Source organism: Sphingomonas sp. (genome assembly GCF_965227385.1).
GTDB lineage: Bacteria > Pseudomonadota > Alphaproteobacteria > Sphingomonadales > Sphingomonadaceae > Sphingomonas.
Genome location: NZ_OZ245750.1, coordinates 1,258,364 through 1,282,424 on the forward strand (window position 1 = coordinate 1,258,364; position 24,061 = coordinate 1,282,424).

The following is a 24,061-nucleotide window of genomic DNA, read 5'->3' on the forward strand; positions in this document are numbered from 1 at the left end:
CGCTAAACCGCTTCGCCGTCCTGGAAGCCAAGGCCACGCGACACGTCCGCGGCGGCCTCTTCCACCTTGCCGCGGATGCGCGTTTCGAATTCTTCCTTCGAAAAGGTCGTGATCGGACAGCTGATCGAAATCGCGGCCTCGATCCGGCGCGTGGAATTATAGACTGGCGCCGCGATGCTCGCGACATCCGCATCGAAAAAGCCCCAGCTCATCACGCTCCCGCTGCGGCGATCGTCCTCGACCAGATGCACCAATGCGCCCATGCTGCTGGGCGTCTGTTCGGTATAGGTTTCGAAGTCATAGTCTTCATACAGCGCCACGACCTCCGATAGCGGCAGCCCCGTCAGCAAGACGCGCCCGGGGGCCGATGCGTGGGCGGGGAGGCGCGAGCCGACAGTCATCGCGCTGATCAGGCTGGTATTGCCCTGGAACCTGACGACATAGACGACATCACGCCCCTCCCGCACGGCAAGATGCGTCGACGCCTGCGTCTCGTCGCGCAGCCGCTTGAGCACGGGACCGGCGACCTCGACCAGATCCTTGCCGGCGAGGAAGCTGTAGCCGAGTTCCAGCACCCGGCTGCCAAGCTGATAGCGGTGCGTATCGGCGATGCGGCGCAGAAAGCCGGTCGCTTCGAGCGTGTAGACGATGCGGAACGCGGTCGATCGGCTGATGTCGACGCGTTTGGCCATCTCCGCAACCGACTGCTCCTGCCGCTCGCGCGTGAAGGTCTGCAGGATCTGCAAGCCGCGCTGAAGGCCCGGTACGATATAGCGCTCGTCCAGGTCTCCTGGCTCATTCCTCGTCATTTCAACACCCTGCCGTTGAACAACGCGTTTCGCAGATGAAACGCGACTTGTCACGCCCAGCGCAGGGGCGCTGGGTCCATCCCGACATAGATGCTTTTCTGGTTCATATACTGACGAATGCCGTCGCGGCCCTTTTCACGCCCAAGACCGCTTTCCTTCATTCCCCCGAACGGGGTGGAAATGCTGAACTGCTTGTACGTGTTGATCCACACCGTGCCCGCTTCGATCCGGCGCGCGAGCGCATAGGCGGCGGGGAAATCGCGGGTCCAGATGCCGCAGGCCAGGCCATAGACACTGTCGTTGGCGGTTTCGACCAGGCTGTCGACATCGTCGAACGGCAGTGCGACCAGCACCGGGCCGAACACTTCCTGCTGACAGATCGCGGCATCATTGGTCACGCCAGTCAGGATCGTGGGGGCATAATAGGCGCCGCCGGCATAGCCTTCGCCGACCGGACGACCGCCGCCGGTCAGGATTTCGGCACCGGCCGCCACCGCGCGTTCGACATGGCCGGCGACGCTGTCGCGATGGGCAAAGGCGACCAGCGGCGCGACCTGCGTTGCGGGGTCCGTGCCCGGACCGACGCGGAGCGCCTGAGTCCGCGCGACCAGCTGCGCAACAAAGGAGTCGAAGATCGAGCGGTGGACGAACAATCGCGTGCCGGCGATGCAGGACTGGCCGGTCGAGCTGAATACGCCATAGAGAATGCCGGCGATCGCCCGGTCGATATCGGCGTCGGCCATGACGATCGTGGGTGACTTGCCGCCCAGTTCCAGGCTGATCGGCATCAGCTTCTGCGCGGCCGCAGCCGCGATGCGACGCCCGGTTACCGTGCCGCCGGTGAAGGCGATCTTGCCGATCTGCCGGTGCCGCACGATCGCATCGCCGACCACTGCGCCATCCCCCGGAAGGACCGAAAGCAACCCCGGCGGCAGGCCGGCGCCCTCCACGATGCGCGCCAGGCGCAGCGAGACGAGCGACGTCCATTCGGCGGGCTTGAGCAGCACGGCATTGCCGGCGGCGAGCGCAGGCGCCAGCTTCTGTGCATCACTGGCGATCGGACTGTTCCACGGGGTGATCGCGCCTACGACACCGATCGGCTCGTGGACCGACAGCGTCAGGTTCGGCCCGCGCGGGGTGGTCAGGACATCGTCCATCGTCTCCAGCGCAGCCGCCATGTAGCGGAATGTACCGGCGGCAGAGAGCGCCAGCCCGCGCGTTTCGGCCAACGTCTTGCCGGTGTCGGCGGTCTGCAACGCGGCGATGCCGTCGGCATCCGCCTCGATCGCGTCGCCGATCCGATGCAGCAGCCGCGCGCGAAGGTGTGGCATCATGTCACGCCATGCCGGATCAGCGGCGGCGCGGCGTCCGGCTTCGACCGCTTCCTCGACATCGGCGATACCGGCGGTGCCGTGCACCGCCACGACGCTGCCATCGGCTGGATTGATGCTCTCGCGCAGCGCGCCCGCGCCGCGCCGCCAGCGGCCCGCGACATAAATCTCTTCGAACGACATCAGATCACCACCGGATCGGCCATGCCGCGCAACAATCGCGCGATGCTGTGCGCGGTCAGCGCGGACGTCTTGGGATTGGCCTTTGAAGGGGCGCCGCAGATGCTGATTTCATAGCGGCCGTCCTCCCCCTCGAACAGCAACTCGTGCACGTTGCGTTCGATACCGGGATCGGCGACCAGTTCGACCTCGGTCCGGTCGAAGCCCATGCCAGCCAAGGCAATCGTCGCGGCGACATTGGAGTTCTTGGGATAGGTCAGCGCCGCCTCGCGCGCGTTGCCGCGATAAAAGGTGAAGGGCTCGGCCAGGCCGCCGAGATCGACCAGCGCCTCCGCCGGTGTGCCTTTCCAGGCAAGTGGCGGCTTGCTGCCGCGATAACGCACGCGGCTCAATCCCCCGAGCCGCGCGGCCGCCAGTGCATCGATGCCAGCCATCGCGCCCGCTGCCAGCATAACCCGCGAACCACCGTCCTCCGCCGCCGCGCGCAAGCGTGCGAGCAGCGTATCGTCGGCGAGCGAGCCGATCGACACGACCATCAACGGCACGCCGGCGCGGAGCACGGCTTCGGCATAGGCCTCGATTGCCGAATGCCCCGCGCACTCCACGATGACGTCGGGATTGGCATCGAGCAGCGCGGCCAGCCCATCGGTCGGCGCCGCCTCACCGCGCTGCCGGTCCAGCACCCCGACGACTTCGAACCATCCGTCCGGGATCTGCGTCAACGTTTCGCGCACCGACCGCGAAATGCCGCCATCGCCGATAAAGCCGATCCGGAGGGGCGGGCGCACGGTCATTCTATTGCGCCAGCTTGGGCGGGCCGGAGAATTTGGCAGGATAGGGGCCGATGGCGACCATATCGACTTCGACGATGGCGGCGCCCTTCGCCGCTTGCGCGCGCGCGATTGCATCGCCGAAATCGCCGACCGACGTCACCTTTTCGTGGCGCAACCCCATCGATGCCGCGATCTGGCCGAAGTCCGGGATCAGAATGTTGGAATAGTGTTTGCGCCCGCCATAATCGACATCCTGGATGTTGCGAATGACGCCGTAGCCGGCATCGTTCATCAGGATCAGCACCATGTCGGGCTGTTCTTCGGCAAGGGTCGCCAGCTCGCCCAGGCACAGGCTCAGCCCGCCATCGCCGCTGAGCGCGAGCGCGCCGCCCGGCGCACCGAGTGCGGCGCCGATCGCCATCGGCAATCCCTGGCCGATCCCGCCACCGACGGCATGCACCCCAGCGCGGCTGTTGCCGACGCGCAGATAGCGGTTGCCCCAGGTGCTGTTCGAGACCGTCACGTCACGCACCCACGCCATGTCCGGGCCGAGCGCCGCCTGCGCCGCATCGACCAGTTCGGCATAGGGGCCAAGACCTTCGCGCAGCCCCGTCCGCATCGCCTCGCGCGCATCGACGATGTCGTCGGCGAGCGACTGATCGAGTTCCAGGGGGTTATCGAGGGCCGCGACCAGCGCGTCGAGCACCGCGGGAGCGTCGGCGTGGATGAACTGGGTGCTGGCGTAGGTCCGCCCTTCGGCCGTCGCATCGACATCGATCGCGACCAGGGAGTCCGGCAGTCGCAGCTTGTAGGTCCAGGTTTCATTCCCGCGCAGCCGCGATCCCGCAACGATGAGCAGGTCGCACCGGTCGTACAGCGCCTGGATTTGTGGCGTGCAGTTGAATGCGCCCAATGACAGGGGATGCGTTTCCGCCACCACGCCCCGACCGCTCGTGCTCGTCACGATCGGAATACCCAGATCGGCCAGCGCCGTTGCTGCCGCCTCGCCGCCCCGCGCGCCGCCGCCCAGCAACAGCATCGGCCGGCGCGCTGCTCTGACCCGCGCCGCCAGCGCCGCGATTTCCGCCTGGCGGGGCTTGAGCGCCGTCGGCTCGAGTGCCGGAAGCACAGCCGGCGCCGGCATCGCCGCAGCCTGGACATCGACCGGAATTTCGATGCTGACCGGTCCGCGCGGCGCGGACAGCGCGCACTCCGCGGCTTCCTTCATCGTCGCGACCAGATCGTCCGGCGATGTGATACGAAAGGCGCGCTTGGAAATTGCGCGCAGCATGTCCAGCTGCGCCGGCGCTTCGTGAATATAGGCGCGGTTGCGGTCGAGATGCTCCAGTTCGACCTGCCCGGTAATGTGCATCACCGGCGAACCGGCGGTCAGTGCCTCGACCATGGCACCTGCGGCATTGCCGGCGGCCGTGCCCGTGCTGGTGAACCCGACGCCAAGCCCGCCGGTGGTCCGCGCATACGCATCGGCCATGTTGAGGGCGCCCGCCTCGCCGCGTGCGGGGATGAAGCGGATGTTGCCGCGCTCCGCCAGCGGATCCAGGATCGGCATGTTGTGGATGCTGATGACGCCAAAGGCATGGCGGACGCCCCAATGTTCCAGCAACTGGACGATCACGTCGCCGACGCTGGTTTGCAAGACGCGCTCCGTCCCGGGCTCGTCCTGCGTGCCGTCGAGCGTGGCGGCGTTGCTGTACATGTCTGATACGTTCCTTGAATCAATCATTTGTCGTAAGTCAGGCCAAAGCCCTGTCGGAATGCTGTGCGCGCAAAGTCGTGGGGCGCGTCCTCATGTTGCGTCGCGACCGAAACGTCGTCGGCCGGCAGGTCGAACGGCAGCTTCCCGGTCGGGCGTGCGCGCCCGGTCAGGATGTCGGCCACCGCCGCATCGCCGGAGCCGAACGTCGCGACGACCGCGCCCACGCCATCGATGAACTCGCCGAGCACCGACGGGCGCTCCATGCTGATCACCACGATCACCGGCTTGCCGGTTGCCACCGCGGCCCGGATCGCATGCAGATCGGATTCATTATCCGCGCCGGCGAAGCTCACCGGCCCTTCATGCGTGCCCTTGAAGAACGCCTTTCCGGTTTCGTTCACGCGATAGGGCGCGTTGACCTTGACGACGATCGCATCGGCCGTCGCATCGCTCGCCGCCAGACGCGCGGCGAATGCCGCGGGCGGCTTGTCGAAGCCCTTCAGGGATAACTTGGCGGCCGGGGCGAGCGGCAACGTCGCCGCTTGGTTCTTGAGCAACACGATCGCGCGACGCTGGGCGTCCAGTGCCGCCGCAGCATAGGTTGGCGCGTTCAGGATCGCATCGGCGGCCTCGGCATCGACATAGGGATTTTCGAACAGGCCAAGCTCGAACATCGGCTTCAGGATACGGCGCGCCGACTGGTCGAGGCGGGCCTGCGAGACGCGGCCCAGCTTGACCAGTTCGATGACATAATCCGTCTCATGCTCGCCGCCGAACTGATCGACGCCGGCTTTGATCATGCGCCCCTGGCGGTCGCGCTTGGACAGGTTCTCGACGCCCCAGGGCTGGGCGTGCAGCCAGTCGGTGACCACGATGCCGTTGAAGCCCAGATCGCCGCGCAGCATGTCGGTCACGACCCGCTTCGAAAAGGACGAGCCGACCGTGTCGATCCCGGTCGGGATGCCATAAGCGGTCATCACGCCCGTCGCCCCCGCCGCGATCCCGGCCTTGAACGGTTCCAGATGATAAGCGAGATTGCGCGCCGGATAGACGAACCGCTGACCATAGACGTTATGCGGGTCGATGCCGTTTTCGACCGGGCCGTCGCCGGGGAAATGCTTGATGATCGTCAGCACGCTGTTGCTGCCGATCCGGGCACCCTGGAACCCGCGGACATAGGCAGCGCCCAGACGTGCAGCGAGGGCGGCGTCCTCGCCGAACGTACCCGGGATGCGGTTCCAGCGCGGCTCGGTGGCAACGTCGACCATCGGGTTGATGACCATGCGCAAACCGATCGCGCGATATTCGGCCGCGCCGATCCGCCCGAACCGCTCGACCAGCGCGGCATCGCCGATCGCGGCCAGGCCGATCTGGTCCGGCCAGTCGGATGTAATCTTCACCCGGTCCGGCGGCGGCAGCGATCCGCCCGGCAGGCGGTTGGTCGTGTGGATGGGATCGGCCGCGAGCACGACGGGGATTCCCAGGCGGTCCTGCTCCGCCAGCGCCTGCATATTGTTGGCCCAGCGCGCGGCGTCGCCTGGCTTGCCGCCGGCCGACACCGCCATCCAGCGTACATGCTTTTCGAGCAGCAGGACGCGTGGCGAGGGTTTGTCCGCGCGATCGAAGCCGGGCACGCCGGTGACGTTGACCGGTGACTTGAGCGCTCCGGGAGGCAGCGGCGCCAGTTCCTCACGCAGCGTGCCGTTCGGGCCGACGAACCCTGAATGGGACGCGAACATCATCAAACCCGCCTTCTCGGCGACGGTCATCTTGGCCACCAGGTCATCGATCCGCTGCGCGACCGGCAATCGCCAGTCCTCGTAGCGGTCGAGGCGGCCATTCTTGTTGAGATCGCGGAACCGCTTGCCGGCAATCGTCAGGATCGGCGCAACGCGGCTTTCGATGGCTGGCTGGCGCTGCGCAGGACGCGGGCCCGCATTCGATGCGTCGACGGGCGCCAGCAACAGCGGCGCAAGCAACAGAGATGCATAGTTCATCGCGATTCTCCCGAACGACTGAACGCCGCGTTCGTTAGATCCTGGCAGGCGGGGTGGCCTGGGACACCGCAAGATGTCCCCGGCCGGGGCAAAGGTTCAGAAGTCGTGGTTCAGGCGGACGCCGAAGGTGCGCGGGGCATCGTACTGATACCGCACGCCGCCATAGAGCGCGCTCTGCTCCGCGTTCGAGATCACGACGGTGTTCTCGATATTGCGGATGTAGAGTTGCAGGTTCAGCTTCGAATCCTGCGGCGCGAGCGTCAGGCTTGCATCCGTGCGCCAGAAGCCACGCTGGAAGTCGTTCGCGCGGTTATAGATGGTCAGGAAGTAGCTGCTGCGGTGCTGAGTTTGCACGCGCGGCGTGATCACCAGCCCGCCGACATCGAAGTCATGCTGGATACCGCCGCTGAACGACCATTCGGGCGACTGGACCGTGCGATTGCCGTTGAGCGAGAGGTTGGAAGCACCGTTCGCCACCGCCAGATCGGTAAACTCGCCATGCAGATACGAAACGGACAGGTCGAACTGCGTCTTGGGCGTCAGCAGCCACGTGACTTCGGCTTCCGCGCCGTAAATCTCCGACTTGCCGGCATTCACGATCTGCGTCGCGGCCTGTGACGCGACGTACTGGCTGACCTGCTGGTCCTTGTAGTCATAGTGATAGGCGCTGAGGTTCAGCTGAAGTGCATTGTCGAGGAACCGATTCTTCGACCCCACTTCCCAGGCCACCAGGGTCTCCGGGTTGTATGCGCCGATCCCGAAATTGTTGAAGCCGCCGGCCTTATAGCCCGTGTCGAATTTGACGTAGAGCAGGTTGCGCGGCGTCACCTGGAAATCGACGCCGGCGTGATAGGTGAACTTGTCGGACTTGGCGGAGCTGTTCTCGACACTGAACGCACGGACGGCGGTTCCGCTGCTGATATCCTGCGTCAGGCTGCCGACATATTGCGGGCCGACGCGCGATTTCTTGTCATTCGAATAGCGCACGCCGCCCGACACGCTCAGGCGGTCGGTCAGGTCATAGCTGGCCTGACCGAAGAACGCGTAGGACTTGGTGTCGACGTCGAAGAAATACTCGCGCAGGTTGACGCGCGCACCGGCGGCATTCGTATTGTCGAAGCGGTTGTGCAGGTCGAGGTGCTCGTCGAAATAATAGGCGCCGACCTGCCAGCGGAACCCGCGCTCGTTGTTCGACGCCAGCCGCAGTTCGTGGCTCTGGTCGTTCGACACTTCATCACGCGAATAGATATAGCCCTGCCGCGCGTTGGCGTCGTTGTCCCAGCTGTGCTTGTAATCCGTCCGGACGAACCCGCCGATATAGGTCAGCGTGGCGAAATCGAGGTCGAGATCGACCTGGCCGTTCACCGTGTAGATGCTGGTGTCGAAATAGCCGTCATAGTTGAGCGGGAAATGCGTCGCGTCATCGGCGTCGCTGGGCGGGCGAACCGCGTCCAGCGTACCGCCGGTCGGAATCAGGCGGTTGTTGTAGACGGCGCCGTTGCCGTCCTGCTTGAGGTAGCTGCCGCCCAGCAGCACCTTCAGCCGCGAGGTTGGCGTCCAGAGCAGCTGCGCGCGGCCGCCGCGCGCGACATTGTCGTCGCCGCGTCCGCCCACGCCATTGTCGCGGAAACCCTTGTTGTAGCGGCTGACCACCGAGAAGCGCGTCGCCAGCGTGTCGCTCAGCGGCAGGTTGACGGCCGCGTCGGCGTTGATCGTGTCGTAGTTGCCGGCATCGATCGACACATAGCCGCCCAGCGTATCCTCGGGCTTGCGGGTGATGATGTTGATCGCGCCGCCCGTGGCGTTGCGGCCGTACAGCGTGCCCTGCGGACCGCGCAACGCCTCGACACGCTCGATGTCGTAGAAGCTGGCGTTCATGCCGGTCGGACGCTGGAGATAGACGCCGTCGATGCTGATGGCGACCGCGGGATCGCCGATCTCGGTCGTGTCACGGCTCGACACGCCGCGGATCGTTACGACCGACGCGCCGGCAGCCTGACCGATATTGATGCTGGGTGAAAAGTTCGCCAGCTGAGCCACGTTGCCGACGCCATTCTGCTTCAGCGTTTCGCTATCGAACACGTCAAGCGCAATCGAGGTTCGCTGGGCGGAGGACGGGCGCTTCTCGGCCGTCACGACGATTTCGACGAGGCCGGTGTCGCTGGCTGGGTCGGCGGCGGGATCGGCCGGCACCTCCTGTGCGAATGCGGATGGCGTCAAGATGGCAATGATGAGCGCCGAAGCGCTTACGGAAGCAACGCGACCAAGCTTGAACATCTGAAACCTCCCACATGTTTTGCATATCAACCGTTGCTTCATATGCAAATCGCCGAGGTGAGTCAATGGAGCGACTTCATGCCGCAGTGCATTCCCTTCCGCAGCCTGATCGAAGGGCGCGTGCGATGGGAGGACGCGGCTGGCAAGCCGGGCGTCGACGGGGGCATGGCATCCAACCGTCAAGCCTTGGGCAGTGCTGTGACCGATCGGCGGCAGTTCGTTCAGGGCCGCTGGAAGGGCCGAGTGACCTGGATCACGGCGCTAAGCGGACCCGCATCGTGTTATGTCCATTCCATCTCGTGCCGAATGTGCGCGCGGTTCGGGGAGGCGGTGTCGCGACCCTCGATTTCCCAGGTGGAACGCTATCGATCGATCGGGGCATCCTGACGCTCCGCGACGACGTCGCCGGCCTGGCGCTGCATCGCCCCGTGCAGCGCGGGAAGTAAGTCGTCCAGCTTGAACGGCTTGCGCAGGACAGTCGTGGCACCGGCCCGATCGAGCGCTTCGGTGTCGGCAAAGCCGCTGGCAAACAGGATCGGCAGGTCCGGCATGCGCTGCTTGAGTGCGAGCGCGAGTTCCGCCCCGTTCATCCCGGGCATCGCAAAATCCAGCAGCGCCACGTCAGGCGTGGTGCGGCCGATCAGGTCGAGCGCCTCGTCGCCCCCGCCCGCCTCGATCACATGGTGGCCGAGCGCCGTCAGCGCCGTCGCGAATATGCCACGCAGCTCCACATCGTCATCGACGAACAGGATCCGCAAGCGCGCATCCGGGCCGGCTTCGGTCCGCGTCTTGACCGCAACCGATTCGGGTTCGCGATTCGTGCGGGGCAGCAGCACGCTGACCGTGGTACCGATGCCCGGCGTGCTCGACAGGCGCACCGTTCCACCGGCCTGGCGCGCGCTGCCATAGATTTGCGCGAGCCCCAGGCCCGTGCCCTTGCCGACCGGCTTGGTCGTAAAGAACGGCTCCATGGCCCGGCGCAGGGTCGCCTCGTCCATGCCGATGCCCGTGTCGCTGACGGCGATTTCCACATAATCGCCCGGCTCAAGTTCGGTGTCGCTGCCGATGTGGCGCGTCGCGGTGGCGATGGTCAGCGTGCCCCCGTCCGGCATCGCGTCACGCGCGTTGATCGCGAGGTTCAGGATCATCATTTCAACCTGGGTCGGATCGGCCAGAACCGGCACCGGCACGGCGGCGAGTTTGAGGTCGAGGGCGATCATCGGCCCCAATGTGCGCCGCAGCAGTTCGGCCATTGCCTGGATCACGTCGCATACGCGCAACGGCTGAAGCTGGATCCCCTGGGCGCGGGCGAAGGTGAGCAACTGGCTGGTCAGTTTCGCGCCACGTTCCGCGGCCTTGAGCCCGGTATCGGCGTAGGACCGGACCCGGTCCGAATCGTCGGCGCGGCGCCGGATCAGGTCGAATGCACCGACCACCGCGCCGAGCAGATTGTTGAAGTCGTGCGCGATGCCGGACACCAGCTGTCCCACTGCCTCCATCTTCTGGCTTTGCAGCAATGCTTCCTGCGTCTGGCGCAACTCGGCGGTGCGCGCTTCGACGCGCGCCTCCAGCGTCGTATTGAGCTCGCGCAGCTGCGCCTCGGCCGCGGCGCGTTCGATGACCAGGCGGGTGCGCTCGGCGATCTCCTCCATGAAGGCGACCTCGGCAGGGTGCCAGCGGCGCGGCTGGCGGTCGTTGAGATAGACGATCGTGCGCAGTCGCCCGTCGCGGACGAACGGCACAACCAGGATCGCGCGGGTATCGACCTCACGCGCGGTGTCCTGCGTGCGCATATCGTCGCTGAGGGGCGAGGCGGAAAGGTCGTCGATGGCCACGGTCGTGCCGGCATTGAGCGCCGCAACGATCTTCACGCCAAAGGCCGCCGCCGGAAAGCGGCCGACTAGCGCCGGCACGGTCCCGTCGGTCCAGCACGCGCGATAGTCGAACTGATCCTCGACCGGATCGAGGTCGCCATAGCCGGTGCGGGTGACGCCGAAATGCGCGCCCATCAGCGCCGCGACCTCTGGAAGCGCCTCCTCCGGCGACTGGCCCCGCAGCAGATCGGCGATCTTGAGCCGAAGGGCAGTCTTGGCCTCGCGCCGCGCGGTGCGCCGGTAGATGCGCTCGAGCTGGGCGGCGGCGAGCAGGAGCAGCAGCACCACCACGGTGATCAGGCTGATGGCGATCGCCAGATTGGTCTGGCCGATGCTCGCCACCCCCTGCGCATGATCGGAATGATGTGCGACGGTGAAGATCGCCGCGCGCATGCCGGAATAATGCATGCCCGCGATCGCCGCCCCCATTACCATCGCGGCGGCGGCCATCTGGCTGGTCCGCTGCTCGCGCGCCGCCAGCCATACCGCCGTGGTTGCCGCGCCCAACGCGATCATCACGGAGATCGTGACCCAGCCCCAGTCATAAGCGAGCGTCGCCGGCATGCGCATCGCTGCCATGCCCAGATAATGCATCGCGACCGCGCCGCTCCCGATCAGCAGTCCGGCCAACGCGATCCGCCGCGCCGTCACCCGCAGCCAGTTGAAGGTCGCCAGCCCCGCGCCGGTAAACGCGATCGCGATCGCCAGCGATAACAGGGTCTGCCCGCTGTCGTAGCCCATCGTCACTCCGGGCATGCTGAACGCCAGCATGCCTACGAAATGCATCGACCAGATTCCGCCGCCCAGCGTCGCAGCCGCCGCGGCGAGCCAGACCTGGCGCGCGCGCCCGCGCGACGCGCGGATGCGGCTCGCCAGGCTGAGCGAAACAAAGGAGGCGAGGATCGCGACGGCGATGGACAAGACCACAAGATAGCCGTTGTGCGCGCCGTGCATGGTCATCGCTGCACGCTTTCACAGCGGTGACGACATGGCAACACATGCTTTCAAACCGAGCGCATTCGATCTGCATCAAAAGATATTCACACGCGTGATAGTGAATATTGACAGGGCGGTGGCATCGCGACATAGTCGCTGCAGCAAATCGACGCATGATCGATGGCATCGAGGAGAGGTAAGGATGAGGGCAAGGCTTCTGGCGACCGCCTGCGCGGTCACGTTGTTCACGGTACCGATGTCCGTTGCGGCACAGGAGGCCCCCGTCGGTGAACCCGGCGATGCCACCGCTCAGGCGGATCAGGAAGTGGTCGTGACCGCGACCCGCCGCGCCGAAAAGATCCAGGACGTCCCGCTCAGCATCAGCGCCTTCCAGCAGGAAGAGCTGACCGAAAAGGGGATTGTAGGGTTTGAGGGCATTGCCCGGGAAACGCCGGGCGTCGTGCTCAACCGCCCCACCCAGAATTTCAACAATTTCACCGCACGCGGCATCGCCACCAACGGCTATAACGCCAATCTGCAAAGCTCGGTCGCGGTCTATATCGACGAACTGCCGATTTCGACGATCGGCAACACGACGGTGGTCGACCCGACCCTGTTCGACGTCGAGCGGGTCGAGTTTCTGCGCGGGCCGCAGGGGACGTTGTTCGGATCGGGCTCGCTGTCGGGCGCGATGCGCATCCTGACCAAGAGCCCGAACCTGTCATCGTTCGACATGGCCGGCCAGGTCGATCTGGCGCTGACGGGGAAGGACAGCTTCCGCCAGCGCTACAATGTCATGGTCAATCTGCCGATCGTCAGCGACACGCTGGCGGTACGCGCGGTCGGCTTTTACCGCAATGAAGACGGTTATCTCGACAATGTCGGGACCGGCATCAAGAATTCGAACAAGCTGATCAACTGGGGCGGGCGCGTGATCGCGCTGTGGAAGCCGAATGACCGGCTGTCGGTGCGCGTGATGGGATCGTATGAGGACAGCGATCCCAAGGACAGCTCGCTCACCAGCCCGTCGCTGGGGCGTGAGAAGCGCGTGTCGGACCAGCCCGACCGCTTCACCGGCAAGCAGACGATCATCAACGGCACGGTCGAATATGAATTCGATTTCGCCCGGCTGACCAGTTCGTCCACCTATTCGGATTTCGACCAGCGCTTTTATGTCGATCTTGCGGGGACCTTCCCGCCCGGTTCGTTCGCCGGGGCGCCGATCGCGTTCGGGCTGGATGCCGACGCCTATGACAAGGTGTTTGTTCAGGAGACGCGGCTGGTGTCGTCGCTCGACGGCCCGTTCGAATTCACCATCGGCGGATTCTACATGCACCGCCGCCGCGACGTGGATTATTTCTACCGCTCCAGCCCCGAGTTTCTCGCGGCGCGCGGGCTGACCGGGCTTCCCGACCAATATTATCAGAAGCTCTACACCTATCAGAAGAGCGACGAACTCGCCGGGTTCGGTGAGATCACCTATCGCTTCTCACCCAAATTCTGGCTGACCGGTGGCATGCGCTATGGCCGCACCTCGGCGCAGGGCTTTACCGAGGCGGGCGGCTATCTCGCGGTGCTGCGCGTTCCCAACGCACCCGGCTCGCCGACGCCATTCACCGACTACAACTACTTCACGCTTGCGCTGCTCAATCTCAACAACCTGGCCTTCAACACCTTGATTCCGTACGATGCGGTCACCGGCGTCAAGGCGACCGGGTCCGCCCCGTCATGGAAGGCCAGCGCGACGTGGAAGCCGAGTGAATCGCTCACCACTTACGCCACTTTCTCGACCGGCTTCCGCGCGCCGATCGTCAACGCGCGTGCCGGTGCCGCCAGCCTGACCGACCCGACCGACATCATCATTCCGTACGGCGCGGAGTCCGACGATCTCAAGAGCTATGAACTCGGTGCCAAGGCGCGCTGGCTCGACGGCCGCGTGACGATGAATGCCGCGCTCTACCTGATCAACTGGAGCAACATTCAGGCGCAGGCCAACCGCCGGTCGGACTCGGTTCAATTCGCCACCAATATCGGCGCGGCGCGCAGCAAGGGGTTCGAGGTCGAGATCGGCGTGATCCCGGCCAAGGACGTCTTTATCGGGCTGAACGCAGCCTATAACGACTCCAAGATCACCAAGCTCTCGACGACCGAGGCAGTGGTTTCGGGCGCTGTGCTCGGCCACCGCTTGTCCGCACCGCGGCTGCAGGGCGCGGCGTATATCTCCTATGGCTTCGACCTGGGCGACAGCGCGCGCGGCACCTTCGCGATCAACGCGCAATATGTGGGATCGTACAACAGCTCGTTCCCAAACACGCCGGGCAACCCCAATCTGCGCCTGTCGACCTTTGGCAAGACCGACGAATATGCCAATGTGAACCTCAACCTGGGGGTCAAGAAGGGGTCCCTCTCGGCCAATCTCTATGTCGAGAATCTCTTCGATGATCATTCGGTCGTGTACATCCACCCCGAGGCGTTTCTGGTGAGCCGTTTCGGCACGCTGCGCCCGCGCACCGTGGGGATCCGCCTTGGCTATGGCCTCTGACGCAGCGACGGCCGGTGGCGACACCGGCCGTCCGTCACCCGCAAACCGGCCGTGGTTCGTGCTGGTCACGCTCACCTTCGTCTACATCCTCAATTTTCTGGACCGGCAGCTGATCGGCATTCTCGCCAAGCCGATCCAGGATTCGCTGAACGTTACCGACACCCAACTCGGTTTGATCGGCGGCCTCTATTTCGCGATGTTCTATTGCTTCATCGCGATCCCCGTCGGCTGGTTCGCCGACCGCACCAGCCGCGTCGGCGTCCTCAGCCTCGCCTGCGCGATCTGGAGCGGCGCGACGGTCGCGTGCGGCATGGCGGTCAATTATACGCAGCTGGTCATCGCGCGCATGACGGTCGGGTTCGGCGAGGCGGGTGGCGTCCCGCCATCCTATGCGATCATCACCGACACCTACCCGCCGGGCAAGCGCGCGGCGGCGCTCGGCATCTTCAACTTGGGGCCAGCGATCGGCGCGGCGGCGGGCGTCGCGTTCGGCGCGGCGATCGCCGGACATTATGGCTGGCGGCTGCCCTTCATCATCGTCGGCGCGGTCGGCGTGGGCACGGCGCTGTTCGTGTGGCTGACCATCCGTGAGCCGCAAAAGGGCGCGATGGATGGCGCGCGTGCGGCGGGGGCGGGGGACAAGGCGCCGTTCTGGCCCACCGTCGGCGCGTTCTTGTCCAACCCCGTGCTGATGCTCGCGGCACTGGGCAGCGGCGCGACGCAGTTCGTCACCTATGGCCTCGGCAATTTCGCGGTCCTCTATCTGATGCGCGAAAAGGGGATGGTGCTCGGCGACGTCGCGGTCTGGTACGCGCTCGTCCTGCTGATCGGCATGGGCGGCGGCATGGTCATTTCCGGCCGGGTGATCGACGCGATGACGCGTAAGGCGCGCAGCGGCTATGCCGTCGCTCCGGCCATATCGCTCGCAATCGCGATGCCCTTTTACATCGGCTTCGTCTGGGCCCCCGGGTGGCCGCTCGCACTGGCGCTGCTCGCCGTGGTGATGGTGTTCAACTATTTCTACCTCTCGGCCTCGGTCGCGTTGGTGCAGGAAGAGGTGAAGCCCAATCAGCGCGTGCTGTCGGGTGCGCTGCTGCTGCTGATCATGAACTTCATTGGCCTTGGCCTTGGCCCGACCTGGGTCGGGTTCGCGAGCGACTGGTTCAAGGCACAGGGCGATACGCAGAGCCTGCAAAGCGCGCTTTACACGCTCACCCCCTTCTACCTGATCGCGATCGGCTTGTTCGTCGCGCTCGCGCTGCGGCTGAAGCGGGAAGGGGCGGCGGCATGAAGTGGCTGATCGCGCTCCTCGCGCTTGCCTTGGGCAGCCCCGCGCTGGCCCAGACGCCACAGGTCATAGCTCCGGTCGGCACGGTCCAGGGTGTGGAGCAGGGCGGTGTCCGCATCTTCCGCGGCATTCCCTATGCCCAGCCGCCGGTCGGCCCGCTGCGCTGGAAGCCACCCGTTGCTGCCGCAGACTGGCAGGGTGTGCGCAAGGCAACCGCGTTCGGCCCCGCGTGCGTCCAGCCGCGCAACCGCAATGCCGGCATCTACACAAACCCGCTCGACACGATCAGCGAGGATTGCCTGACGCTCAACATCTGGGCGCCTGCGGGAGGGAAAGACCTGCCCGTGTTCGTGTGGATTCACGGGGGCGCGCTGGTTGCGGGGTACAGCCACGAAACCATGTATGACGGCGCGCGACTGGCGCAGCGCGGCAACATGATCGTCGTGTCGATCAACTACCGGCTCGGCATCCTCGGCTATCTTGCCCACCCGGAATTGAGCGCGGAATCGCCGGACGGCATTTCGGGCAATTACGGCCTGCTTGATCAGATCGCGGCGCTGAAATGGGTCCAGCGCAACATCGCGGCGTTCGGGGGCAATGCCGGCAACGTCACCATTGCGGGCGAATCCGCCGGCGCGCTCAGCGTGATGTATCTGATGGCCAGCCCGCAGGCGCGTGGCCTGTTCCACAAGGCGGTGGCGCAGAGCGCATACATGATCACTACGCCCGAACTGAAACAGGGCAAGCACGGCCTGCCCTCGGCCGAAGCAGCGGGCAGCCAGATCATGGCCGCAGTCGGTGCCGGCGATCTTGCGGCGTTGCGCGCGATGGACGCCGAGAAGCTCACCGTGGACGCCGCGACCAAGGGCTATGGCCCCTGGGCCAATATCGATGGCAAGACGCTGACCCGCCAGCTGGTCGCGACCTGGGACCATGGCGAGCAGGCCAAGGTGCCGGTGCTCGCCGGGTTCAATGCGGGCGAGATCCGCTCGCTCCCGGTGCTGCTCCCGCCCGCGCCCGCTAATGCCGAGGCGTATGAGGCGGCGATCCGGACGCGCTATGGCGATCTCGCGGAACACTTCCTCCGGCTCTACCCGTCGAGCAACATCAAGGAGTCGCTGCTCGCGACGACGCGCGACGCGCTTTACGGCTGGACCTCCACCCGGCTCGCGATCGGCCAGACCGCGATCGGGCAAAGCGCCTATCTCTATCTGTTCGATCACGGCTACCCCGCTGCTGCGGAATACGGCCTGCACGCCTTCCACGCCGCCGAAATCCCCTATGTCTTCGGCACGGCCAGCCGCACGCCGCCCTATTGGCCCAAAATCCCCGACGACGTGGCTAACCGCCGTCTGTCCGACGCGATGCTGGGCTATTGGGCGAGCTTCGCGCGTTCGGGCGCGCCCGTTGCAGACGGGCAGCCGGCGTGGGAGGCCTATGGCGCGGCCGCCAATTACATGGCGTTCGCCGGCAAGCCGCTGCCCGGCACGCGGCTGATGCCCGGCATGTTCGCGCTGCACGAAGCGGCGGTGTGCCGTCGTCGCGCGGCGGGCGACCAGCCATGGAACTGGAACACCGGCGTCGCCTCGCCGGTCCTCAACAAGGCGACGGGTTGCCGATGATCGACGGAAGCATGCAGGATTATCCGCTGACGCTGGACAAGTTCCTGCACCACGCCGCTAAATGGCATCCCGATGCCGAAGTGGTCACAGCGCGTGAGGCGGGGGGGATCGATCGGATCGGCTATGCCGCGCTGCGCGACCGCGCGCTGGCTGTATCGTCGCTGCTGACCGGCTTCGGCGTCCGACCAGGGGACCGCGTCGCGACGCTGGCCTGGAACAGCCAGGCGCATGTCGAGGCGTGGTACGCGATCATGGGGATGGGCGCGGTGTGCCACACGCTCAATCCGCGCCTGACCGCCCAGCATCTCGCCGACATGGTGGTACAGTCGGGCGCAAAGCTGCTGATCGTCAGCGCCGATCTTCAGCCGCTCGCCCACGCCATTGCCGAGCGGGTGCCGAGCCTGTCGCTGATGCTGGTGATCGACGGCGTCGCTGACGCGCAGTCCGCACCCTGTGCCGTCGCGGAGCTCGAGCCGCTGATCGCAACTGCACCTGGTGGAGTGGTGTGGGGCGGTTTCGCTGAAACGACGCCCTGCGGCCTGTGCTTCACCTCCGGCACGACCGGTGCGCCGAAGGGCGTGACCTACACCCACCGAGCCAGCTTTCTCCACACGCTGCGCTGCCTGCAGGCTGATGTGATGGCAATCCGGGCGACTGACAGCGTGCTGGTGGTGGTGCCGATGTTCCACGCCAACGCCTGGGGCCTGCCCTTTGCATTGCCAGCAGCGGGCGGGCGGCTGGTATTGCCCGGGCGCGCGACCGATGGAGCAAGCCTCGCCCGGCTGATCGCGGCGGCACATGTCACGATCGGTGTCGCGGTGCCGACCGTGTGGCTGGGCGTGGCCGAGCATCTCGAGGCGACCGGCGAGACCCTGCCGAGCCTGGAGCGCATCATCGTCGGAGGCTCCCCGCTCGCGCCCGCGCTGATGGAGCGGATCGAGCGGGTGCTTGGCGTCACCGTGCAGACGAGCTGGGGAATGACCGAGCTGTCGCCCTCCGGCACCGTCGCGCCTCCGCACGATCCGCAGCGCAGCGCGGCTGTATCCGGTCGTCCTGCGATCGGCGTCGACCTGCTGCTGACCGACGCCAACGGCGTGCCGTTACCCCGGCAGCGCGACGTTGAAGGCCATCTGCGCGTGCGCGGTGCAGCGGTGGTCGATCGCTATTTCGGGCAGGACGTGCCCGCGACCGATGCCGATGGCTGGTTCGCGACGGGCGATCTTGCGCGGATCGACCGCCACGGCAATCTCATCATCACCGGGCGCGCCAAGGATCTGATCAAGTCAGGTGGCGAGTGGATCAACCCGGCGGAGATCGAGGCGGTGGTCGGCGCGCTGCCACAGGTATCGCTCGCCGCCGTGATCGGGCGTCAGGACCCGAAATGGGGCGAGCGCCCGCTGTTGCTGGTCGAGATGCAGGACGATGCGCTGAGCGACGAAGACCTGCTCGCCCCGTTGCGCGGACGGGTCGCATCCTGGTGGATTCCCGACGCGATCGTGCGCCTGCCCGCAATGCCGCTCGCCCCGACCGGGAAAATCGACAAGAATAGCTTGCGGTCTCAATATGGAAGCGCTTGAGACCTTGTTCGACCCGGCGCGCGGCGATCCGGCCGCATCCGGGCAACAGGGGAATGACAGCCCAGTGCCTGAGCAGAAATCCGAAAAGCCCAAGCCCCGCCGCCGCTCGACCAAGGCGGAGCAGCGCGCGGAGATGATGGAGCAGATGCTCGACGAGGCGGAATATCTGTTCTCGAAACATGGCCTGCACGGCGTGACGCTGAAGGACGTCGCCAAGCGCGTCGGCGTCCACCACACGCTGCTCAACTATTATTTCGAGGACAAGAAGAAGCTGTTCGACGCGGTCTTCGCCCGCCGCGCAGTGGTGACCAGCGAAAAGCGGCTGCGCGCGCTCGACGATTATGAGGCATCGACCGGCGGCAAGCCGACGCTTGAGGGCGCGCTGCACGCCTTTCTCGACACCGATCTCGACCTGTATATCGAGGGAGGCGAGGGCTGGAAGAACTACGGCGCGCTGGGTGCGCTCGTCGCCAACACCCCCGAATGGGGCGCGGAACTGATGGATTCGCACTTCGATCCGGTCGTGCTGCGGCTGATCGACCTGCTCAAGAAGGCGCTGCCCGATTGTGCGGAAGAGGATATCTTCTGGGGCTACCACTTCGTTACGGGGGCGCTGATGGTCACGCTGGCGCGCACCGGGCGCATCGACAAATTGTCCGGCGGGCTGTGCCGGTCGGAGGACTTCGCGGCGATCAAGGACCGCATGGCCGTGTTCATGGCCGCCGGGTTCCGGCAGATTTGCGGCAGCGGCGGGCGGGGCAAACTCTAGCCAACCCGCCGGCGCGCGGCTAGTTGTGCACAGAATATTCACTCACGCGTTAGCGAATATAATGGGAGGAAGTTGATCATGCTGGATGGACGGATCGCAATCGTAACCGGTGCCGGGGGCGGGCTGGGTCGCGCCCATGCACTCTATCTGGCGCGCATGGGCGCGCGCGTCGTGGTCAACGATCTGAGCGACGATGCAGCGCAGCGCGTCGTCGCCGAGATCGGCGCACAGGGCGGCAAGGCGCTCGCGCTCGCCGGTTCGGTGACCGATGAATGGGCCATGTCCCACATCGTTGCGTCGACCATGGATGCCTGGGGCCGGGTCGACATCCTCGTCAACAATGCGGGCATCCTGCGCGACAAGAGCTTCGCCAAGATGACGATGGACGAATTCCGGCTGGTGGTGGACGTGCACCTGATGGGCGCCGCAATCGCCAGCAAGGCGGTGTGGGAGGTCATGCGTGGCCAGCGCTATGGCCGCATCGTGATGACCACGTCGTCTTCGGGCCTTTACGGCAATTTCGGCCAGGCCAATTACGGCGCGGCCAAGATGGCGCTGGTCGGCCTGATGCAGACCCTCGCGATCGAGGGCGAGAAATACGGCATCCGCGTCAATTGCCTCGCGCCGACGGCGGCGACCGGCATGACCGAGGGCGTGCTGTCCGCGGCGAGTCTTGCCGCGCTCGATCCGGCGTTGGTCAGCCCTGGGCTGCTGGCGCTTGTCGGCGCGGACGCGCCCACTCGCGCGATCCTGTGCGCCGGTGCCGGGCATTTCGCCACCGCCAACGTCACGCTGACCGATGGCATCCAGATCGGCGACGGCGCCGATGCCGGCGAAACGCTGGTCGCGCGCTGGGCCGAGGCGAGCGACCGGGCAGGGGAGATCGTCCCCGCTTATGGCTTCGTACAGGCGGAGCGCGAACTGGCGGCGGCGGGCGTCACGGTTCCGGCGGTGGCAGTCGCGCGCTGAACAGGCCGTCAATCGGGTCGAACCGGTGCGGTCGCCGGACCCGCTCTGGCCCGGCGGGCCCGGGCCCGGGGCCGGACCGGTCCCCGTCGCTGACCCTGCTTGCGCGTGCGGAGCGCGCGGCATAGGCTCGCGTCATGATCGACCAGGCGATCCGTTCCACTCCCGCGACCGCCTTGCCCCCGACACCCCCTGGATCTTTCTGTATCGCAATCCGGTGGAAGTCATGGTCTCCCACCTGCGGATGCCCGGCATGCATTTCGCGGCCGGGCAGGTGCCCGCGCTCGGCGCGATCGATTCGGCAACGTCCGCTCGATCGAGGATCGCGGCGCGGCGGTGCTCGCCCGCTATCTCGACTGCGCGATCGACCATGTGGCGCGCGGCGGCGGGATGCTGGTGAACTATTCCGAGCTGCCCCCCGCGATGGAAGAGGCGATCCCCCGACATTTCGGATTCGTACCCGATGCATGGGAGCGTGCGGCCATGGCGGCGGCGGGCCGACGCAACGCAAAGGCGCCGGATCAGGTCTTTGCCGACGATACGCAGCGCAAGCGCGCCGCCGTCACGCCGGCGGTCGCGGCTGCCGTGACGCGCCATCCGGAGGGACCTTATGCGCGCATGGAGGCACTTCGGGCCGGGGCCGCTGCTCTGGCGTAATCGACGTGGCCCTCGCCCATTGGCCGACACCGGCGGTGATGCTAAAGCCTGACGAAACACCATTGATGGAGGCGGTTACGTGTCGCGCACCGCGATCATCGCGCGCAAATTGGCAGTGGCGCGGCGCCAGCCGGCCTTTGTGTGGCTATGGCTTTTCCCGGCGTGGCTGCTGATCGGCATGTCATCTGCGACCATCGCCCTGCTGCCCTTTCGTCGGATCGCACCATGGCTGGGGGTCAATCTCGGCGCGACCGCACATCGGCCCGCGGCGACCCCGCAACAGGCTGCACGCGCGCGGCTGATCGGCAGGGCGGTGTCGATCGCCGCCTCCTACGCCCCGTTCCGGTCCAATTGCCTGCCGCAGGCAATGGCGGCGAAGGCGCTGTGCGACCTGTGGCGGGTGCCGTGCGCGGTGATGCTGGGGATCGAGCGGAACCGAACCGAAGGGGATCTGCGCGCACATGCCTGGACCAGCAGCGGCGACGCGGTGCCCACGGGCGGCGCGCACAGCTTCGCGACGTATGCTCCGCTATCCTGCTTCGTCCCCGCCTACGTGGCGGCGCAGCTTCAGCGCTGAGCCGGGGGGCGACGCATCGCGACCGACGCCGCATTGCGGTCCGTTGCGGTTTCGACAAAGCCCAGTCGCGCATAGATCTGGCGAGCTGGATTGTCGGCGAACACGTGCAGCGTCGCGGGGAGGCCGTGCGCGTCAGCGACTGCAAGCCATGCGCCCAACAGCGCGCGCGCTACGCCGATTCCGCGATGTTCCGGCAGCACCGCAATATCGACCAGATGGGTATCTGCGGCATTCCACGCGATCAGCACATGGCCGATAGGGGCGCCCGCGCGCATCACGATCCGGTGCATCGCATCGGGAAATGCACTGTCATGTCCCGTCCGCTGAAATTGTGCCTGCTGCGCGAGCATTGAGTCGGGCAACAGGCCGACCAGCGTCGAGCAGGCGACGGCGCAGTTCAGCAGGAACGCCAGGTCGTCGGACGTGCGCGCGCGACATTCCAGCGTGCCGCAACGCTCGGCAAAGGCCAGATCGAACGCGGCAGCCAGTTGGGTTTGGACGGCGTTCAACGATCAGCCTCCTCGCCCGGGCGGTGCATGTCAGGCTGCGGCGCGCAGCTCCAGGCGTTCCCAGATCTCGACCAGCGCGGCGGTAAGCTCCGCCATCATCGTTTCGTCATGCGCCGGGCCGGGCGTGAAGCGGAGACGCTCGGTCCCGCGCGGCACCGTCGGATAATTGATCGGCTGAACATAGACGCCATATTCGGCCAGCAGAATGTCGCTGATCTTCTTCGCGCGCACGGGGTCGCCGACCATCAGCGGCACGATGTGGGTCGTGCTGTCCATCACCGGCAACCCGGCATCGGCGAACATCGCCTTGAGCTTTGCCGCCGCCGCCTGCTGCCCGTCCCGTTCCGCGCTCGATCGCTTGAGGTGGCGTACCGACGCCAGCGCGCCGGCAACCAGCACGGGCGACAGCGAGGTGGTGAAGATGAAGCCGGGCGCATAGCTGCGGATGACATCCACGATCGTCCGATCCGCGGCGATATAGCCGCCCATCACGCCGAACGCCTTGCCCAGCGTCCCCTCGATGATCGTCAGGCGCGACGCGGCCTCGTCCCGCTCCGAAATCCCGCCGCCACGGGCACCGTACATGCCGACGGCATGGACTTCGTCGAGATAGGTGAGCGCGTTGTACTTGTCGGCCAGGTCGCAGATCGCGTGCAGCGGGGCGACGTCGCCGTCCATCGAATAGACGCTTTCAAACGCAATCAGCTTGGGTACCGCCGGATCGTCCGCGGCCAGCAATTCCTCCAGATGGGCAAGGTCGTTGTGCCGCCACACCCGCTTCTCGCACCCCGAATTGCGGATGCCCGCGATCATCGACGCGTGGTTCAGCTCGTCCGAATAGATGATGCAACCCGGCAGCACCTTGGCCAGCGTCGACAGCGTCGCTTCGTTCGAGACATAGCCGCTGGTGAACAGCAACGCCGCTTCCTTGCCGTGCAGATCGGCCAGCTCGCCTTCCAGATCGACATGATAATGGGTGTTGCCGCCGATATTGCGGGTGCCGCCCGATCCGGCGCCGACATCGTGCAGCGCTTCTTCCATCGCCGCGATCACCTCGGGATGCTGGCCCATGGCGAGATAGTCGTTCGAGCACCACACGGTGATCGGCTTTGGCCCGTTATGCCCGGCAAAGCAGCGCGCATTCGGGAACATGCCCTTGTTGCGCAAGATGTCGATGAAGACGCGATATCGGCCTTCGGCGTGCAGCCGGTCGATCGCCTGGTTGAACACACGCGTATAATCCACCGCGCGCGGAGTTGCCTCGCTGGTCATCCAGCCCCGTTAGCGAAATTCTCGGCGCCGCGCCACTGCGGCGATCACCTAGTTTTTTGATCAGGGCGATCGGGCTTTTGTTGCGCCTCCGCTTGCCCCAGATCAGGACTCATGTGCCCGCAATGTGCTATGAAGGTGCCACTGTGGAACCGGGCTTCGGGCATGTCCGCAGCTGAGAGACCAACGCGCTCCCGCTTCAAAACTGGGAGATTTACGATGTCGCAGAGCGAAATCGATTACTTTGCGCAACGCGAACGGGCCGAACGCGACCGGGCTGCAAAGGCCAGCGACTCGGGCGCCCGCCACGCCCATCTCGCCATGGCCGATGGCTATGCCAAGCGCGTCAAGGTGATGATCGAGACTCCGGCGATTCCGCTGCGCTGAACCG

19 protein-coding genes are annotated in these 24,061 nt (G+C 65.9%); 10 read left to right on the plus strand and 9 right to left on the minus strand.

Annotated features, from left to right (window positions below; translation table 11 throughout):
* Window positions 1–2: 2 nt before the first annotated feature.
* The 6 genes from ACO05N_RS06130 to ACO05N_RS06155 form a co-directional block, all read right to left on the minus strand.
* Window positions 3–809 (minus strand): IclR family transcriptional regulator, encoded by an 807-nt coding sequence (locus tag ACO05N_RS06130; protein WP_422056282.1) that lies wholly within the window; start codon window positions 807–809, stop codon window positions 3–5.
* Between the two features lie 50 nt (window positions 810–859).
* The gene (locus ACO05N_RS06135) at window positions 860–2,323 is read right to left on the minus strand and encodes an aldehyde dehydrogenase (RefSeq protein WP_422056283.1); all 1,464 of its coding nucleotides are present in this window, start codon (window positions 2,321–2,323) and stop codon (window positions 860–862) included.
* A complete protein-coding gene (locus ACO05N_RS06140; protein WP_422056284.1) occupies window positions 2,323–3,114 on the minus strand; it encodes an aspartate dehydrogenase in 792 nt (263 codons plus the stop codon). Before ACO05N_RS06140 ends, ACO05N_RS06135 begins: the two co-directional genes overlap by 1 nt.
* Before the next feature lies 1 nt (window position 3,115).
* Complete coding sequence (locus ACO05N_RS06145; RefSeq protein ID WP_422056285.1) at window positions 3,116–4,810, minus strand: thiamine pyrophosphate-binding protein; 1,695 nt, start codon at window positions 4,808–4,810, stop codon at window positions 3,116–3,118.
* Between the two features lie 23 nt (window positions 4,811–4,833).
* Window positions 4,834–6,807, minus strand: a complete 1,974-nt coding sequence (locus ACO05N_RS06150) for a glycoside hydrolase family 3 protein (RefSeq protein ID WP_422056286.1) — start codon at window positions 6,805–6,807, stop codon at window positions 4,834–4,836.
* 96 nt (window positions 6,808–6,903) lie between these two features.
* Window positions 6,904–9,000 (minus strand): TonB-dependent receptor, encoded by a 2,097-nt coding sequence (locus ACO05N_RS06155; protein WP_422056287.1) that lies wholly within the window; start codon window positions 8,998–9,000, stop codon window positions 6,904–6,906.
* Between the two features lie 126 nt (window positions 9,001–9,126).
* Between ACO05N_RS06155 and ACO05N_RS06160 the strand changes: the two genes are divergently transcribed.
* A complete protein-coding gene (locus ACO05N_RS06160; protein WP_422056288.1) occupies window positions 9,127–9,471 on the plus strand; it encodes a hypothetical protein in 345 nt (114 codons plus the stop codon).
* On the opposite strand, the gene ACO05N_RS06165 is transcribed toward ACO05N_RS06160, so the two are convergent.
* Entirely contained in the window at window positions 9,447–11,918 is a 2,472-nt protein-coding gene (locus ACO05N_RS06165) for an MHYT domain-containing protein (protein WP_422056289.1), read from the minus strand. The genes ACO05N_RS06160 and ACO05N_RS06165 overlap by 25 nt on opposite strands.
* A 178-nt stretch (window positions 11,919–12,096) precedes the next feature.
* On the opposite strand from ACO05N_RS06165, the gene ACO05N_RS06170 reads away from it, so the two are divergent.
* The 8 genes from ACO05N_RS06170 to ACO05N_RS06205 all read left to right on the plus strand — a co-directional run bounded on the left by ACO05N_RS06170 (window position 12,097) and on the right by ACO05N_RS06205 (window position 21,892).
* Window positions 12,097–14,436 (plus strand): TonB-dependent receptor, encoded by a 2,340-nt coding sequence (locus ACO05N_RS06170; protein WP_422056290.1) that lies wholly within the window; start codon window positions 12,097–12,099, stop codon window positions 14,434–14,436.
* Window positions 14,426–15,727 (plus strand): spinster family MFS transporter, encoded by a 1,302-nt coding sequence (locus ACO05N_RS06175; RefSeq protein ID WP_422056291.1) that lies wholly within the window; start codon window positions 14,426–14,428, stop codon window positions 15,725–15,727. Before ACO05N_RS06170 ends, ACO05N_RS06175 begins: the two co-directional genes overlap by 11 nt.
* Window positions 15,724–17,346 (plus strand): carboxylesterase/lipase family protein, encoded by a 1,623-nt coding sequence (locus ACO05N_RS06180; protein WP_422056292.1) that lies wholly within the window; start codon window positions 15,724–15,726, stop codon window positions 17,344–17,346. Before ACO05N_RS06175 ends, ACO05N_RS06180 begins: the two co-directional genes overlap by 4 nt.
* Entirely contained in the window at window positions 17,343–18,923 is a 1,581-nt protein-coding gene (locus ACO05N_RS06185; protein WP_422056293.1) for an AMP-binding protein, read from the plus strand. Before ACO05N_RS06180 ends, ACO05N_RS06185 begins: the two co-directional genes overlap by 4 nt.
* Complete coding sequence (locus ACO05N_RS06190) at window positions 18,910–19,692, plus strand: TetR/AcrR family transcriptional regulator (RefSeq protein ID WP_422056294.1); 783 nt, start codon at window positions 18,910–18,912, stop codon at window positions 19,690–19,692. The genes ACO05N_RS06185 and ACO05N_RS06190 overlap by 14 nt, the downstream gene beginning before the upstream one ends.
* 78 nt (window positions 19,693–19,770) lie before the next feature.
* Window positions 19,771–20,661 (plus strand): SDR family NAD(P)-dependent oxidoreductase, encoded by an 891-nt coding sequence (locus ACO05N_RS06195; protein WP_422056295.1) that lies wholly within the window; start codon window positions 19,771–19,773, stop codon window positions 20,659–20,661.
* Between the two features lie 333 nt (window positions 20,662–20,994).
* A complete protein-coding gene (locus ACO05N_RS06200; protein ID WP_422056296.1) occupies window positions 20,995–21,315 on the plus strand; it encodes a hypothetical protein in 321 nt (106 codons plus the stop codon).
* 79 nt (window positions 21,316–21,394) lie between these two features.
* A complete protein-coding gene (locus ACO05N_RS06205; RefSeq protein WP_422056297.1) occupies window positions 21,395–21,892 on the plus strand; it encodes a lasso peptide biosynthesis B2 protein in 498 nt (165 codons plus the stop codon).
* On the opposite strand, the gene ACO05N_RS06210 is transcribed toward ACO05N_RS06205, so the two are convergent.
* Both ACO05N_RS06210 and hemA read right to left on the minus strand, forming a co-directional pair.
* Entirely contained in the window at window positions 21,883–22,401 is a 519-nt protein-coding gene (locus ACO05N_RS06210) for a GNAT family N-acetyltransferase (RefSeq protein WP_422056298.1), read from the minus strand. The two genes, ACO05N_RS06205 and ACO05N_RS06210, sit on opposite strands and share 10 nt — an antisense overlap.
* A gap of 30 nt (window positions 22,402–22,431) precedes the next feature.
* A complete protein-coding gene (gene hemA, locus ACO05N_RS06215; RefSeq protein ID WP_422056299.1) occupies window positions 22,432–23,673 on the minus strand; it encodes a 5-aminolevulinate synthase in 1,242 nt (413 codons plus the stop codon).
* 216 nt (window positions 23,674–23,889) lie between these two features.
* Here hemA and ACO05N_RS06220 point away from each other — a divergent pair, with 216 nt between their 5' ends.
* Entirely contained in the window at window positions 23,890–24,057 is a 168-nt protein-coding gene (locus ACO05N_RS06220) for a hypothetical protein (protein ID WP_422056300.1), read from the plus strand.
* Window positions 24,058–24,061: the final 4 nt, after the last annotated feature.

Excerpts from the sequence above, each read along its gene's own strand:
- ACO05N_RS06130 (WP_422056282.1), bottom strand. The coding sequence starts at position 809 with ATGACGAGGAATGAGCCAGGAGACCTGGACGAGCGCTATATCGTACCG.
- ACO05N_RS06135 (WP_422056283.1), bottom strand. The coding sequence starts at position 2,323 with ATGTCGTTCGAAGAGATTTATGTCGCGGGCCGCTGGCGGCGCGGCGCG.
- ACO05N_RS06140 (WP_422056284.1), bottom strand. The coding sequence starts at position 3,114 with ATGACCGTGCGCCCGCCCCTCCGGATCGGCTTTATCGGCGATGGCGGC.
- ACO05N_RS06145 (WP_422056285.1), bottom strand. The coding sequence starts at position 4,810 with ATGTACAGCAACGCCGCCACGCTCGACGGCACGCAGGACGAGCCCGGG.
- ACO05N_RS06150 (WP_422056286.1), bottom strand. The coding sequence starts at position 6,807 with ATGAACTATGCATCTCTGTTGCTTGCGCCGCTGTTGCTGGCGCCCGTC.
- ACO05N_RS06160 (WP_422056288.1), top strand. The coding sequence starts at position 9,127 with ATGCAAATCGCCGAGGTGAGTCAATGGAGCGACTTCATGCCGCAGTGC.
- ACO05N_RS06165 (WP_422056289.1), bottom strand. The coding sequence starts at position 11,918 with ATGACCATGCACGGCGCGCACAACGGCTATCTTGTGGTCTTGTCCATC.
- ACO05N_RS06170 (WP_422056290.1), top strand. The coding sequence starts at position 12,097 with ATGAGGGCAAGGCTTCTGGCGACCGCCTGCGCGGTCACGTTGTTCACG.
- ACO05N_RS06175 (WP_422056291.1), top strand. The coding sequence starts at position 14,426 with ATGGCCTCTGACGCAGCGACGGCCGGTGGCGACACCGGCCGTCCGTCA.
- ACO05N_RS06180 (WP_422056292.1), top strand. The coding sequence starts at position 15,724 with ATGAAGTGGCTGATCGCGCTCCTCGCGCTTGCCTTGGGCAGCCCCGCG.
- ACO05N_RS06185 (WP_422056293.1), top strand. The coding sequence starts at position 17,343 with ATGATCGACGGAAGCATGCAGGATTATCCGCTGACGCTGGACAAGTTC.
- ACO05N_RS06190 (WP_422056294.1), top strand. The coding sequence starts at position 18,910 with ATGGAAGCGCTTGAGACCTTGTTCGACCCGGCGCGCGGCGATCCGGCC.
- ACO05N_RS06195 (WP_422056295.1), top strand. The coding sequence starts at position 19,771 with ATGCTGGATGGACGGATCGCAATCGTAACCGGTGCCGGGGGCGGGCTG.
- hemA (WP_422056299.1), bottom strand. The coding sequence starts at position 23,673 with ATGACCAGCGAGGCAACTCCGCGCGCGGTGGATTATACGCGTGTGTTC.
- ACO05N_RS06220 (WP_422056300.1), top strand. The coding sequence starts at position 23,890 with ATGTCGCAGAGCGAAATCGATTACTTTGCGCAACGCGAACGGGCCGAA.